Source organism: Pseudomonas sp. SDO5591_S426, assembly GCF_054070755.1.
In genome coordinates this window covers 1-14161 of record NZ_JBSVXD010000031.1, presented here as the reverse complement: position 1 = coordinate 14161, position 14161 = coordinate 1, and the positions used below count along the sequence as shown (strand labels likewise).

Genomic DNA, 14161 nt, shown 5'->3' with positions numbered 1-14161 from the left:
GCTATCGCGAGCAAGCTCGCTCCCACAGGGAATGAGTGAAGTTTGAGCTTGGGTTAACCCACAGCAACCATGGCATGCCGCCGATGATGAACCTCCAGCTGATCCTTGATCACCCGCAGCACCTTGGCCTCATGCTCATGAATGAAGAAGTGCCCGCCAGCGAGCATGTCCACGGAAAAGCTGCCGTGGGTTTCCTTGCTCCAGCCGATCAACTGCTCGGTGGTGGCGCGGTCAGCCTTGCCGCCGAGCACATGCACCGGGCACTTGAGCAACGGTCGCTGGATTGGCTCGAAACGCCCGCACAACTGGAAGTCGGCGCGCAGGATCGGCAGCGTCAGGCTCATCAGCTCTTCGCTGGCCAGCACTTCCTCGCTGGTGCCGTTGAGGGTGCGCAGTTGCTCGATCAGTTCGGCATCGGTCTTGGGTTCGGCAAAACCTCGGTCGTACTCCAGGCGCATCGTCGGCGCGGCGGTGCCTGAAGCGAACAAGGCCACCGGCTCCGGACCGCCGAGCGAGCGAAACGCGTGGGCCATTTCACAGGCCAGCAACGCGCCGAGGCTGTGACCGAACAAGGCATAAGGCGCCTTGAGCATAGCTTTTTGTTCGCTGGCCAGTTGCAGCGCCAGGCGGCGCATGTCGGTGTGCAACGGCTCGCCGTAGCGCGCGCCGCGCCCCGGCAATTCCACCGGCTGCAGCTTGATCCACTCCGGCAGTTTGCGCCGCCAGCGGCTATAGACCATGGCGCTCGCGCCAGAATAGGGCAGGCACAGCAATGTCAGCTGGGTCACCGGGCGTACCTCGAAAGTTGTCTGTAAAGAGAACGGATGAAGTACGCAGAGAATTAGTCGTACAGTTAAATCATCATTTCAAATGGCGATAGCTTTGCACCGCCGAACCAAGAACCACCGCACCCGCGCCAATCGCCAGCCAAAACCCGCTCCTGGCCCCGAACGCATCAACCATCCACCCCGACCCCGCCGCACCGATCGCCACGCCGATGCTCAACCCGGTCACCAGCCAGGTCAGGCCCTCAGTGAGCTTGGCCGGCGGAACGATCTGCTCCACCAGGGCCATGGCGACAATCAACGTCGGCGCAAAAAACAGACCGGCGACAAACACCGCCAGCGACAACCCGAGAATGTTCACCGCCAGCAACAGCGGCAAGGTCGTCACCGCCGTCGCTACTCCTCCATAGAGAAACAACCGTGGAAGCGGCACTTTCGAACGCAACGCACCGAACGCCAATCCGGCCATGCACGAGCCAATCGCATATACCGACAGCACAATACTCGCCGCCGCCGGTTGGCCCTGGTGCTGGGCGAACGCCACGCTGACCACATCCACCACACCGACGATGGTGCCCATGGCGACCATCAACAGCATCAGCAACTGGATGTCCACAGAGCGAATGATAGACGCGGCGTGGTGTGCTTCATGGGGATGCACCGGTGGCTCGGTGCTGCGCTGCGACACAAACGCCGTGACGCCGATCGCCAGCATCAGCAACGCCGCCAACGGCCCGGCCTCGGGGAACGCCACCACGCACAAGCCCACCGACAGCGGCGGCCCGACAATAAAGCAGACTTCGTCCAGCACCGATTCCAGTGCATAGGCCGTTTGCAGTTGCGGCTGGCCGCGATACAACTCGGTCCAGCGCGCCCGCACCATCGCCGACATGCTCGGCATGCAACCGGCAATCGCGGCAAACACAAACAACGTCCAGTTCGGCGCCTGCAAACGGGTGCAGAGCAACACCATCAACAGCGCCCCGCCGCCAATCAACGCTGACACCGGCAAAATCCGTCGCTGACCAAAACGGTCCACCAGCCGCGACACCTGCGGCGCACAAAACGCCGTGGCCAGCGCAAACGTCGCCGCCACCGCGCCGGCCAATCCGTAGCCACCCTGCAACTGCGACAGCATGGTGATCAGGCCGATGCCGGTCATGGAAATCGGCATGCGCGCGATCATCCCGGCCAGCACAAAAGCACGGGCGCCCGGGGCTTTGAACAGTTCGCGGTAGGGGTTGGCCATGGGTGCAGGTCTCGTCAAGGGACTGCACGTTGCCATAAACGCTGATTGAGAAGAAAGCGTGGAATTGTTGGTTGAATGTGAAGGCCCCATCGCCAGCAGGCTGGCGATGGGGCCAGAACAGTCAACGCACAAATGAACTCCAGTCCACCCAAACCAGTCAGCTAAATAGGCCCATGAATCCCGGAGTTTCGCGACAATGGCTGATCACCCCGAACGCCAAAGCCCCATCGACGCCCACGGCATCATTGGCGACATGCGCAGTGCCGCGCTGGTCAATGACAAGGGCAGCGTGGATTTTTTCTGCTGGCCGGAGTTCGACAGCCCGTCGATTTTCTGTTCGCTGCTGGACAGTCCCGAGGCCGGCATTTTCCAGTTATCCCCGGACTTGCCCGACGCCCGCCGCGAGCAGATTTACCTGCCGGACACCAACGTCTTGCAAACCCGCTGGCTGAGCGATCGCGCGGTGGTCGAAGTGACCGATTTGCTGCCGATCGGCGACAGCGAGGACGATTTCCCGGTGCTGATGCGCCGGGTGCGAGTGGTCAGCGGCAAGGCAACCTTTCACCTGCGTTGCGCGGTGCGTCACGACTACGCCCGCGCCATGACCGGCGCGCGCATGGACAAAAAGGACGTGATTTTCGAAGCCGCCAACCAGCCATCGCTGCGCCTGTCTGCGGATCAGGTTTTGCGCATAGACGCCAATGCGGCGGTCGCCGAATTCACCCTCGAACAGGACCAGACCGCCGAGTTCCTGCTCGGCGCCATCGACGATCAGCGCTTCAAGGAAGGCGCCGCCGCACTGTGCCTGCAACGCACGCTCAAGTTCTGGCGCGACTGGATCGGCCAGTCCAACTATCGCGGTCGCTGGCGGGAAATGGTCAACCGCTCGGCGCTGGCGATGAAGCTGCTGACCTCACGCAAACACGGCGCCATCCTCGCCGCCGCCACCTTCGGCCTGCCGGAAACCGTCGGTGGCGAACGCAACTGGGATTACCGCTACACCTGGATCCGCGACGCCTCGTTCACCGTGTACGCCTTCATGCGCCTGGGCTTTGTCGAAGAAGCCAATGCCTACATGCGCTGGCTGCGCGGGCGGGTCAGCGATTGTCGCGGCCAACCGATGAAACTCAACATTCTGTATGGCATCGACGGCCGTCAGGAACTGCCGGAAATCGAGCTCACGCACCTGTCCGGCCACGGTGGCGCGAAACCGGTGCGCATCGGCAATCTGGCGTACGCGCAGGTTCAGCTCGACATCTTCGGCGAGCTGATGGACGCGGTTTATCTGGTCAACAAGTACGGCGAGGCTATTTCCCACGAAGGCTGGAAGCACACCGTGGAAGTGGTCGATCAGATCTGCGAAACCTGGCAACAGGAAGACGTCGGCATCTGGGAAATGCGCGGCGAGCAGCATCACTTCCTGCACTCGCGCCTGATGTGCTGGGTCGCACTGGATCGGGCGATTCGTCTCGCCTCGAAACGCTCGTTGCCCGCCCCGTTCGCCCGCTGGGATCAGACTCGGCAAGCGATCTACGCCGACATCTGGGACAACTTCTGGAATGAGGAACGCGGGCATTTCGTCCAGCACATCGGCGGCACTGGCCTCGACGGTTCGATGCTGCTGATGCCGCTGGTACGTTTCGTCAGCGCAAAGGACCCGCGCTGGCTCTCGACCCTCGACGCCATCGAAAAAAACCTGGTGCGCGACGGCATGGTTTACCGCTACCACAACGACCTCAACCAGATCGACGGCCTGCCCGGCACCGAAGGCGCGTTCGCCGCGTGCTCCTTCTGGTACGTCGAATGCCTGGCCCGCGCCGGTCGGGTGGAAAAGGCTCATCTGGAGTTCGAACAACTGCTGCGCTACGCCAACCCGCTGGGGCTGTACGCCGAAGAGTTCGACAGCCACGCGCGCCATATGGGCAACACGCCGCAAGCGTTGACGCATCTGGCGTTGATTAGCGCGGCGTGTTTTCTTGATCGGAAGTTGAGTGGAGAGAAGAGTTTTTGGCAGCCTTGAGGTCGCCGCCTAATCAGCTCTGGCGAACAGGCTTTTGTGGCGAGGGAGCTTGCTCCCGCTGTGTTGCGAAGCAGCCCTGGAGGCTGTGAATACGATCTGTCAGGTGCACCGCATCGAAATGGTTTTACGACTGCTGCGCAGCCGAGCGGGAGCAAGCTCCCTCGCCACAAAAGCTCATTCGGCGTGGATTCTGTACAAGCCCGAGTCCTACATCTAATAAACAACCCCACCGCAATCCCCGATTGCCAGCCTATCCATCCCCACCTAACATCGACCTTCAGCGGGTACAGCGGAGCGGCGAAGTATTTCAACCAGATAGCGAAAGTTGAGTTCCAGGGGAAAGCTGACGAATGAGTAATCACGCGCCGATCCAGTATGTCCGGACTCCGATTCTGAACCTAGCCTATGAGGAACACGGCCCCATCACCGGCGACCCGGTCATCCTGCTCCACGGTTTCCCCTATTCCCCCCGCGCCTTCGACGAAATCGCCCCGCCTCTCGCGGCCAAGGGCTACCGCGTGATCGTGCCCTACCTGCGCGGTTACGGCCCGACGCGATTCAACAGTCCTGACACGCTGCGTTCCGGGCAGCAAGCCGCCCTCGCCCAGGATTTGCTCGAGCTGATGGATGCCCTTTCCATCAAGCAAGCGGCGCTCTGCGGTTATGACTGGGGCGGTCGGGCGGCGTGCATTGTCGCGGCGTTGTGGCCGGAGCGGGTTCGTTGTCTGGTGACGGGTGATGGCTACAACCTGCAGAACATTCCTCGTTCGATCCGGCCGCGCGCCCCGGAAACCGAGCATCGTCTCTGGTATCAGTATTATTTTCATACGCCGCGTGGCGTTGAGGGACTGACGGAAAATCGCCGGGGCGTGTGTGAGTTGTTGTGGAAGCTGTGGTCACCGACCTGGGCAAACAGGGCCGAGCGTTATCCCTTGAGCGCGCCGGCTTTCGATAACCCGGATTTCGTCGACGTGGTGATTCATTCCTATCGTCACCGCTTCATGTATGTGGCCGGCGACCCGGCGCTGGAGTCGATCGAGGAGGCGCTGACCCACCAGCCACCGATCAGCGTGCCGACGATTTCCCTGTGCGGCGCCGACGATGGCGTTGGCCCGGCAGCGGAGGTCGACGACGACATCGAGCATTTCACCGGGCGTTACGAGCGCCGGATGCTGGCGGGTGTCGGGCATAACATTCCCGAAGAAGCCCCCGAGGCGACGCTCAAGGCATTACTGGATCTGCTGCAACGCTGACGGAAAAACGCTCGCGATAGGCTTGCGGCGTTACGCCCATCGCCCGTAGGAAATTGCGACGCAGGGTTTCTTCGCTGCCGAATCCGCATTGCATGGCGACCCGTTTGATTGGCACGCCGGTATCGCTGAGCAGCCGTCGCGCAGTCTCGACCCGGATCAGCTCGATGGCTCGGGCCGGGGTCTGGCCGGTGTCGGCGCGGTAGTGGCGGACGAAGCTGCGTTCGCTCATGCCGGCCTGTAGCGCCAAGGTTGGAATGCCGAGGTCTTTGGTGAGGTTTTCGCTGATCCAGGCGTGAAGCTCGTCGAAACGGTTGCCTTCTTTCTGCAAGGACAAGGTCACGCTGAATTGTGACTGGCCGCCGGGCCGCTTGAGGAACACCACCAGTTGCCGCGCGACCTCCAAGGCCATATTGCGGCCCAGATCGGCTTCTACCATCGCCAGCGCCAGGTCGATGCCGGCGGTGACCCCGGCCGAAGTCCAGACCGGGCCGTCGTTGATGAAAATCGGATTGGGCTCGACCTGCAATTGCGGATGTTGCTGCGCCAACTGCTCGCATCGGGTCCAGTGGGTGACCACGCGCCGGCCATCGAGCCAGCCGCTGGCCGCCAGCAAAAAAGCCCCCGTACACACCGATGACACCCGTCGACATTGTGCCGCGTGCTCACGCACCCAGTTCACCAGAGGCTGATTCTCCGCCGCCGCGTAAACGCCCCAGCCCCCGGCGATGATCAAGGTGTCGCTGCCCTGCTCGGGCAATGGTTCGGCCAACAACGCCAACCCCGCCGACGACATCACCGCCCCGCCGCCGCTGGCAATCACCGATGGCGCATACGGTGCCGGTGAACCTTGCTGGCGGGCAATGTCGTTGGCCGAGGCAAATACCTGCAACGGCCCGGTGACGTCGAGCAATTGCACGTTGGCGAAAGCGAGTACGTGAATGGTTTTCGGCATTTTGGCGTAATTCGTGGGGTGATTGGCGTATGCGCCAAATCCTAGGCGCTTACAGTGAAGTCGTCCACCCACTTCAGGAGAAAAACACCATGACCTTGCAGATCGGTTTTCTGTTGTTTCCACAGGTGCAACAACTCGACCTCACCGGCCCTTACGACGTGCTGGCCTCGTTGCCCGATGTGAAGGTGCATCTGATCTGGAAGGACCTGATGCCCATCACCGCCAGCACCGGCCTGATGTTGAAGCCGACCGTTGCCTTCGACGACTGCCCGGCGCTGGATGTGATCTGCGTACCCGGGGGAAGCGGCGTCGGTCCGCTCATGGAAGATGAGCAAACGCTGACGTTCATCAAGGCTCAGGCCGCGAATGCGCGTTACGTGACGTCGGTCTGCACCGGGGCGCTAGTGCTCGGCGCGGCGGGCTTGTTGAAAGGCAAACGCGCCACCACTCATTGGGCGTATCACGAATTGCTGGCACCGCTGGGGGCGATTGCGGTGAAAGATCGGGTGGTGCGTGACGGCAATCTGCTGACCGGTGGCGGGATCACCGCAGGCATCGATTTCGCCCTGACCCTGGCTGCAGAACTGTTCGATCAGGACACCGCTGAACTGGTGCAATTGCAGCTGGAATACGCCCCGGCTCCGCCGTTCCAGGCAGGTAGCCCGGAAACTGCGCCAGCCAGCGTATTGGAAGAGGCCCGCAAACGCGCCGCAGGTTCGTTGAAACTGCGCACGGAAATCACTGAGCGTGCCGCCGCGAAACTCGACCGTCGGTAGAAAAAAGCTGCGGGGGCCAAGGCTCCCGCTGCCAGGACTTTTCCTGCGCCCATAAAAAAACCCGCCGAAGCGGGTTCTTCCAAGACCATTACGACTCCCTGTCGTCAGCATTCCATGCAAATGGCCGATCATCCATGATCCTGAGCACTCCCTGTGCATCAGTGGATGGGGCCAGAATACGCATGGGATCCAATCCGCAATAGACGACATAGTTGTTACGGCGTGTAGGACATTCGCTATAGCGTCCCCTCCGAAACCCTTAGATGCCACATGCACCAAGGCTGGAGGCCGCGAGTTTCGCGACGTGAAGCTGACTTTCAGCCGCCCGGTCGTTGCCATCCTCAAGAAACCACGCCGCGGACAAACCGGCAAACGCCAATACCCATTGCAGCAAACGGCGCCGATCAAGCCCGGCGGCCTCGGCCACCACCTCGATCTGCCGCTGGAATCGTCGCGGGTCCGTGGCAGTCGGCAAGTCGGGATTGCAGAGCAAATTGGCGTAATCGAAACCGCGCTCGCCGCTCACCCGTTTCGGGTCGATGGCCAGCCAGCCGCGCGGGCCGAAATCCAGGACATTGTCGTGGTGCATGTCGCCGTGCAGCACCACCACGTCTTGCGGCTCGGCCAGCAAGGCTTCGGCGGTCGACAGGCACACGGAATACACACCGCCCTGAAGCTGCGCCGCCACTCGTAGCGAGGCGAACCAGGGTGACAAGGCAACCAGCAGCGGTGGCGGTGTCGGTCGTGGAGCATGCAAACGGGCCAACGCCGCACACAGAATCTGGCTGGCCTCATCGTCCTCGCCGTTGAGGGCCATATGCATCAATGACCGCTGCCCCATCGCCCGCTCCAGCAACAAGCCGTCGCCGTGCTGCGCGTAAACCTCGGCAGCGCCGTCGCCGTCCCACCAGGTCATCAACAGGTTGCCGAATTTTTCTTCGGCGTCGATGGCAATCTTCAACATGGCCGGCGCATCGCCCCGGCGCACCGGCAACAAGCGGCTGCCGGGCGTGGTGATCGGTTGTCCATCCGGCACCAGCGCCCAGCGTTTCAGCCAAGGCTCAAAAATATTGCCGTCAGTCACTCTCGCGCTCGCGGGCCTTGGCGTTTTCAACAAGGAATTGTTCCAGCCTGTTCAACTGCTCTTCCCAGCCACGGCTGTCCATGTAATACGCCTCCTTCTGGCGTATGTCGGGAATGTGCGCGAATCCGGACTCGGAAACCTTGAGCAGCGTGCCGTCCTCGTAGTCTTCCATTTCGAATTTCACCAGCGTGGTGGGCTCCTGGGAGTAGTCGATCTTCGGATTCACGGCGTAAGGATGCCAGCGAAAGGAAAACAACTGCTGCGGCTCGACCCGCTCCACCAACACATTCCACAACACATGTTCGTAACCGGGATACGTCACCTGCCCTTGCGTCCACTCGCCGGCAATGAAACGCCTGCCTTCAAGCGCTACGCCGAACCACTGACCGAACGCCTCCGCGTCGACCAAGGCACGCCAGACATGGGAGCGCGGCGATTTAAGCTTGATTTTGCGCTCAAAACTATTGGGAACTGGTTTCATACGTCACCTCCTGTACTGAACAACAGTAGGCCTCTAAGACCACATGTCCAGCCCGAAAGTTGTATGAGTGGGCTGTCAGCTGTCGTAATCGTTCGCCTGACATCGACGCCGGCTTCGCTACACTGCACCGCAATTTCCCCTGTCACAGCGAGTTTCTGCCATGCACGCACGCTTTCTCCTGGCGTTGACGCCTTTGTTGTTCACTTCCCTGGCTCATGCCGTTGACTGCGACAACGCCACCGACCAGGCCACGATGAACCAGTGTGCGTCGCAGCAGCATGCGGCGGCGGACAAGGAGTTGAATGCGCTTTACCAGCAAATCACTTCGCGACTGAAGGGCAATCCCGACAGCAAGAAACTGTTGCTGGGCGCGCAGCGGTCGTGGATTGCGTTTCGCGATGCCGAGTGCAAGTTTTCGGCGTCCGGGGTGGAAGGCGGGAGTGTTTATCCGCTGATCTATAGCAATTGCGTGACCGAGTTGACCAAGGCGCGGGTTGAGACGTTCAAGACTTATCTGAAGTGCCAGGAGGGGGATTTGGGGTGTCCGGTGCCGGGGGTTTGAATCTCTAGTGTTTTTGAGGGCCTCATCGCGGGCAAGCCCGCTCCCACAGGGATCTTCGTTCGAACACACAATCTGCGGCCAATGAAGAAACTGTGGGAGCTGGCTTGCCAGCGATGGCGTCAGCCCAGACGCCACAATCTACCGGACAAAAATCTGCGCCGTGGTAATCGCCATGTCCCCACCCGGCAACTTGATGCTGCCCGTCTGTTTCAGGCTGTCGGCATCGAAGATCGCCACGTCGTTGAACGTCCCCGCCAGATAGATCTTGCTGCCATCCTTGTTGAAGGAAATGCAGTAGTAGGAGTGATCAAGCGTCGCCGCCTGGAGCATTTTCTTCTCCTTGATGTCGTACTTGGCCAGCCGATTGAGCACGCCGAACATCAGGTTCGGGTCTTTCGGCGAGCGCATGCCGCTGAAGTAGATTTCGGTCAGAGGGCCGAAATCGGTGGTTTCGGTCTTGCCGGTCTTCAGGTCGACACTGAACAGGCCGTACAGGTATTCGGCGGTGGCCGGGTCCTGTTTCTTGTCCTTGAATTTCGCGGCGGTGTAGAGCAGCGAGAAGTCATGGCGATAGGTCTGCTGGTTCCACACGTAAAGCACGTCCGGCGCGCTGTAGTTCGCGCGTTTCCAGTGACGACTGGGGATCAGCACGTCGAACTTGCCGGTCTGCACATTGACCTTGTAGACGTCCGCCCCGGCCACGTACAGCGTGCCGTCGTCGCCGCTCTGCATGATGGTCAGCTGGCGCGGCGCCGGGAAACTGCGCACCGGTTTGGCGTCCATGCCGGCGTCGGTCTTGTACACGTCAAGCCGCGGCTGCTGCACTTCGTAGCGATCATTGAGCATCAAGGTCGGGTTGGCGACGGTGAACAATTCCTTGCCATCGTGGCTGAGGGTGAAGGCGAACATCGACTTGGCTTTCTCCCCCGGTTTTTGGGTAATGCTGGCGTGGAACACCTGCTTGCAGCTGTCCAGCTCAACGCCGTAGACATCCGCATAGTGGTTGTTCAGCACGTAGGCGGTTTTGCGGTCCGGCGACAACTGCACGGTGCCGGGGCCGAAGGCGTCGGGCATCTTGCAGGTTTTGTACAAGGTGTCCGTGGCCAGGTCGATCACATGCAGGTTGTTCGGGTAGTTGGTGGTCAACATGTATTCGTGACCGTCTTGCAACGCGGTGTTTTCATCCGCCAGGACACTGAGCGAACAGGTGCTCAGGACGGCGAAAGCGGCCAGGCCGCAGGCTTTTATGCTGTGCATGCTGGAATCCTTCTTCTTGTCAGATCACTTGTCTTTGGGGAAGACAGTGCCGAGGTTGCGCCAGTTGTCGTTGGACGCCTGGGCATCCTTGTTCCAGTCCGGGTAGGTGCTCATCATGTCCGGCACCTGAGCCGGCCACCAGCACGGGTCGGAACAGCCATACAGGTCAGCCTCCATCGGCTGGCACAGCGACGACACACCGCCAAACGCATCGATTTCCCAGCCTGGGTCGGTGGTCGACGCACAGCCCGCCACAGAACTCATAGCCACCACTTCTTCGATGCGGTTCTCGTCCGCGGCCTGATCCAGCTTCAACGCTTTGTTATTGATTGCCTTGAGATGTTTCATATCAGTGAGCCTTGCGCGGAGTGATGTAGCTGCTGATGAACGCAGGGTTGTGAGCCATGATTCGGGTGTAGACCTCGATGCCGAAGTCGACCCAGTCACGCATCAGTTCGCAGTAGTGATAAGTCGGGTGGGTCGGGTCGCCGTAGCGGGCATAGCTCTCGTGGTAGCAGCCGCCGGAGCACAGGTTGCGGATCTGGCAGTCCTCGCAACCGGTGTTGCTGCGGTCCAGGCGCTGGGACAGGAAGTCGTTCAACTCCACTTGCTTCACGCCGCTGTGGACGTTGCCGAAGGTCGGCAGGCTCGAACCGGTGAAGCGATGGCACAGGTTCAATTCACCCTTGTGATCCACCGCCAGCATCTTCAGGCCCGCGCCGCATGGCAGGGCTTTCTTGTGGCCTTCGTGGATGTCGGTGATCAACTGGTGCAGGTTGGAGAAACCGATGTTGCGGTGTTCCAGCGCCGCGTCCAGGTAACGCCGACCGAGGCGCTTCATGCTGGCGAAGACTTCGATCAGCTCGTCGCTGGTCAGGTTGAAGCTGCTGATGTCGCCGGAGGTCACCGGGGCGAAACCGACTTCGGCAAAACCCAGTTCGTTGAACAGGTGATCCCAGATGGTTTCGACGTCGGTCACGCCAGTGGTCAACGTTACCCGCGCGCCCACCGGACGACTGTTGTAGCGCGACAGCAACATCTCGGCCTTGCGCCGCACCACGTCGTAAGTGCCCTGCCCGCCCACGGTGATGCGGTTGCGGTCGTGCACGGTTTTCGGCCCGTCGATACTGACCGACAGCCCGAAACGGTGGGCATTCAGATAATCCACGGTTTCTTCGGTGAGCAACGTGGCGTTGGTGGTCATGACAAACTCGACGAACTTGCCCGCCTCGCGAAAACGCTTCTCACAGTAGTCGACCATGTACTCGATCAGCTTGCGATTGCTCAGCGGTTCGCCGCCGAAAAACACTACGGTGAAACGCTCTTCGTCCGGGGATTCGCGCAGCAGCATTTCCACGGACGCGATGGCCGTTTCCACGTCCATTTTCTTGCCGGCCGAAGGCTTGTCGAGGTCTTCCTTGTAGCAATACGTGCAGCTCAGGTTGCAACCGGTGTTGACGTTCAAGACCACGGTATTGATCGCCGTGCGCTCGACCCGTTTGGTGGCGATGTCCGGGGTCAGCGGCGAGCCGTCACTGACCAGTTCCAGCGCCATCAACTCGCGCAGGGTCTCGGTGATTTCCTCGCCGTTGAAGCGCGCGGCCAGGCGCTGGATCAGGTCGTCCGAAGAACAACCGGGACCGCGCAAGGTATCGATGATGGTCCCGGTCAGTTCATCGCTGGCAAACAGCGAACTGCTGGGTATGTGAAACAGCATGCGGTCGGCATCGACGTGCACTTCGTGCAGGTTGCGTTCGACCAGATTCAAGATAGCGCCCATTGCCAACCTCCTGTGCAAGCCCTGCTTTGAGGGCCTGCGGTCATTCCGAAAAAATGTCTGAAACGTACAAGTCCAGGCACATCACGGAATGGGTGGATTGTTCCAGCGTTGCACGGTCACGATCATGTGGCCTTCGCCGGTCAGGGATTTCCCTGCGTCGTCGACGGCGGCGATCACCTTGAGGTTGCCGGCATTATTGGTGGACATCTTGCGCGCCGGATTCGGCCCGGCATCGCCCGGGGTGAACACGCCGGTGTCGGCGTGCATGGTGCCGGCAAACTTGACGTCTTCGTCTTCCTTGGCGCGGTCGTCGAAGGCCTCGACCTTCCACTGCGCCGGGAACACACCGATGCGATACGGCTTGCCATCAGCGCCTTTGCCCCAGGCTTCCGCGTCGAAACGGCCCTGGACTTTCGGCGTCGAACCACCGCCCTCGCCGATCCGCGCCACCGAGAATTCCGGCACCACTTTGACCGAGGCGATCTTGCTGTAGACCGACAGGCTCGGGCCTTTCAGCGTGCCGACGGTGACCGCGCGCAGGCCTGGCTGAGCATTGGCGGCAGCCTTGATTTTGACTTTGATCTGCTCCGGGCCTTGCTCGACGACTTCGAGCACTTCCACGCCTTTACCGAAGTTCGGCTTGCCACTGAGGCCACTGCCGATCAGGGTCACTTCGGTTTCGCTGCCGGCCTTCACATAACCCGGCTGCACCGCCAGCAAACGCTGGGAGCCCTGCTTGGCGGCGACGAAGTCCAGACCGCGCTCATCGTGCTCGGCCTCGAACATCCGGCCCTGCATCGCATTGCCTTGGGCAGCGAACACCTGGCGCATGGTCACGCCATCGATGGTCACGTTGCCGCGCCATTCGTAGCCGGTGTAGAGGATTGCACTGCCCTCACCGTTGAACGGCGTGCCGTCGGCGTATTGGCCTTTGACGCTGACTTTGAAAGTGTCGTTGCCGTCGGCGCTGACGCTCATCACACCGGCCAGTTCACCCTTGCCCGGCAGGTGACCGCTGAAGCTCCAGTCGCCGACCAGCGCCTCGCTTTTCGGCGCGGTGCCCAGCCATTTTTTCCAGGCCGGGTTGTCCAGCGGATAACGCTTGGCCAACAGCGGCACCATCTCTTTGCGGGCGAGATCGAACCAGTCGCGGTCACGGGACATCGCCTGGTATTCCAGCGACGGCCATTGGCCGAGGTGGAAGTTCACCAGCCGTTCCCACTCCTGGGCCGGACGCCGTTGCAGCGCAACCCGTGCACCGGAGTGGCAGCGGCCGCACATCTGGCTGGTCTGGTCGTCGAACTGCTCGACGGTGTTGAGCCGGCGCTCCATGGCATAACGCACGCCATCGGTTTCACTCGGCGCCAGGCCTTGAGTGTCGGCCAGGTATTTGACCAGCGTTCGGCGGTCTTCATCGCTGATTTGCAAACCGTGCATGGTCTGCATGCGGGCGATGCTCATCAGCCAGCCTTCCGGCGTCTTGCGCTGGTGGCTGATACGGCTGAGGGCGTTATCGGCTTCAGGGGTGTGACAGCCCTGACAGGTTTCCTTGAGGATGGTCTGGGCGTCGCGGGCTGCCAGGCTGTGAGGCGAATGCAGCGCCACGCAAGCGGCCACGGCCAGCAGGCTGGCGCTCATGCCTGATCGGAGTTTTCTCTTCATCAACGTCGAACCTCGCACGGTGCTTTCTTATTTTTGTGGCTTATCGTTTTTTTGGTTTCTGCCGTCGGTGGCGAACCACTGACGGAGGCAAGAGAAACGTCTGCGATGAGCAATACACGGAGCGTGCCAGCTTACGAATGTCTCAATGAATCAATGATTTGCCGGTTAGTACCGGGTTTTTGCCAATGGCTGGATCTGCGTTCCTCGTTTAATTTCGCGACAACTGTTTCACTCTGAGACAAGCATAGGATCAAGATCAAAGGATCGCAGCCTGCGGCAGCTCCTACACGAAAATCGCCG

The 14161-nt window shown here is 60.9% G+C and carries 13 protein-coding genes; 4 read left to right on the top strand and 9 right to left on the bottom strand.

All coding sequences use genetic code 11. The features are described from left to right. Positions 1 to 53: 53 nt before the first annotated feature. Together ACW9JC_RS09515 and ACW9JC_RS09510 are read right to left on the bottom strand one after the other, a co-directional pair. Positions 54 to 788 carry a thioesterase II family protein gene (locus ACW9JC_RS09515; protein ID WP_457454830.1) on the bottom strand — a complete coding sequence of 245 codons (735 nt, stop codon included), beginning with the start codon at positions 786 to 788 and terminating at the stop codon, positions 54 to 56. Between the two features lie 73 nt (positions 789 to 861). Continuing rightward, positions 862 to 2034, bottom strand: a complete 1173-nt coding sequence (locus tag ACW9JC_RS09510) for an MFS transporter (RefSeq protein WP_338582120.1) — start codon at positions 2032 to 2034, stop codon at positions 862 to 864. A gap of 196 nt (positions 2035 to 2230) precedes the next feature. Here ACW9JC_RS09510 and ACW9JC_RS09505 point away from each other — a divergent pair, with 196 nt between their 5' ends. Both ACW9JC_RS09505 and ACW9JC_RS09500 read left to right on the top strand, forming a co-directional pair. Further along, on the top strand, positions 2231 to 4054 hold the full coding sequence (locus tag ACW9JC_RS09505) for a glycoside hydrolase family 15 protein (protein WP_457454828.1): 1824 nt from the start codon (positions 2231 to 2233) through the stop codon (positions 4052 to 4054). Positions 4055 to 4404: 350 nt separating this feature from the next. Further along, on the top strand, positions 4405 to 5307 hold the full coding sequence (locus ACW9JC_RS09500; RefSeq protein ID WP_457454827.1) for an alpha/beta fold hydrolase: 903 nt from the start codon (positions 4405 to 4407) through the stop codon (positions 5305 to 5307). On the opposite strand, the gene ACW9JC_RS09495 is transcribed toward ACW9JC_RS09500, so the two are convergent. Then, positions 5276 to 6259, bottom strand: coding sequence for a GlxA family transcriptional regulator (locus tag ACW9JC_RS09495; protein ID WP_457454826.1), 984 nt, complete (start codon positions 6257 to 6259; stop codon positions 5276 to 5278). The genes ACW9JC_RS09500 and ACW9JC_RS09495 overlap by 32 nt on opposite strands. A gap of 89 nt (positions 6260 to 6348) precedes the next feature. Here ACW9JC_RS09495 and inhA point away from each other — a divergent pair, with 89 nt between their 5' ends. Next, complete coding sequence (inhA, locus tag ACW9JC_RS09490) at positions 6349 to 7035, top strand: isonitrile hydratase (RefSeq protein ID WP_457454825.1); 687 nt, start codon at positions 6349 to 6351, stop codon at positions 7033 to 7035. 259 nt (positions 7036 to 7294) lie between these two features. On the opposite strand, the gene ACW9JC_RS09485 is transcribed toward inhA, so the two are convergent. Together ACW9JC_RS09485 and ACW9JC_RS09480 are read right to left on the bottom strand one after the other, a co-directional pair. Then, positions 7295 to 8104: an aminoglycoside phosphotransferase family protein gene (locus ACW9JC_RS09485; RefSeq protein WP_457454838.1), complete on the bottom strand. Its 810-nt coding sequence runs from the start codon at positions 8102 to 8104 to the stop codon at positions 7295 to 7297. A gap of 7 nt (positions 8105 to 8111) precedes the next feature. Further along, complete coding sequence (locus ACW9JC_RS09480; RefSeq protein WP_338582124.1) at positions 8112 to 8600, bottom strand: SRPBCC family protein; 489 nt, start codon at positions 8598 to 8600, stop codon at positions 8112 to 8114. Between the two features lie 160 nt (positions 8601 to 8760). Between ACW9JC_RS09480 and ACW9JC_RS09475 the strand changes: the two genes are divergently transcribed. After that, on the top strand, positions 8761 to 9162 hold the full coding sequence (locus tag ACW9JC_RS09475; protein WP_448108742.1) for a lysozyme inhibitor LprI family protein: 402 nt from the start codon (positions 8761 to 8763) through the stop codon (positions 9160 to 9162). Between the two features lie 138 nt (positions 9163 to 9300). Here ACW9JC_RS09475 and peaD read toward each other — a convergent pair whose 3' ends face one another. The 4 genes from peaD to peaA all read right to left on the bottom strand — a co-directional run bounded on the left by peaD (position 9301) and on the right by peaA (position 13861). After that, positions 9301 to 10419: a quinohemoprotein amine dehydrogenase subunit beta gene (gene peaD / locus ACW9JC_RS09470; protein WP_448108743.1), complete on the bottom strand. Its 1119-nt coding sequence runs from the start codon at positions 10417 to 10419 to the stop codon at positions 9301 to 9303. Between the two features lie 24 nt (positions 10420 to 10443). Continuing rightward, positions 10444 to 10767: a quinohemoprotein amine dehydrogenase subunit gamma gene (qhpC, locus tag ACW9JC_RS09465; protein ID WP_008016081.1), complete on the bottom strand. Its 324-nt coding sequence runs from the start codon at positions 10765 to 10767 to the stop codon at positions 10444 to 10446. A gap of 1 nt (position 10768) precedes the next feature. Continuing rightward, positions 10769 to 12199, bottom strand: a complete 1431-nt coding sequence (peaB, locus tag ACW9JC_RS09460) for a quinohemoprotein amine dehydrogenase maturation protein (protein ID WP_457454824.1) — start codon at positions 12197 to 12199, stop codon at positions 10769 to 10771. Positions 12200 to 12280: 81 nt separating this feature from the next. After that, positions 12281 to 13861, bottom strand: coding sequence for a quinohemoprotein amine dehydrogenase subunit alpha (peaA, locus tag ACW9JC_RS09455; RefSeq protein ID WP_457454822.1), 1581 nt, complete (start codon positions 13859 to 13861; stop codon positions 12281 to 12283). Positions 13862 to 14161: the final 300 nt, after the last annotated feature.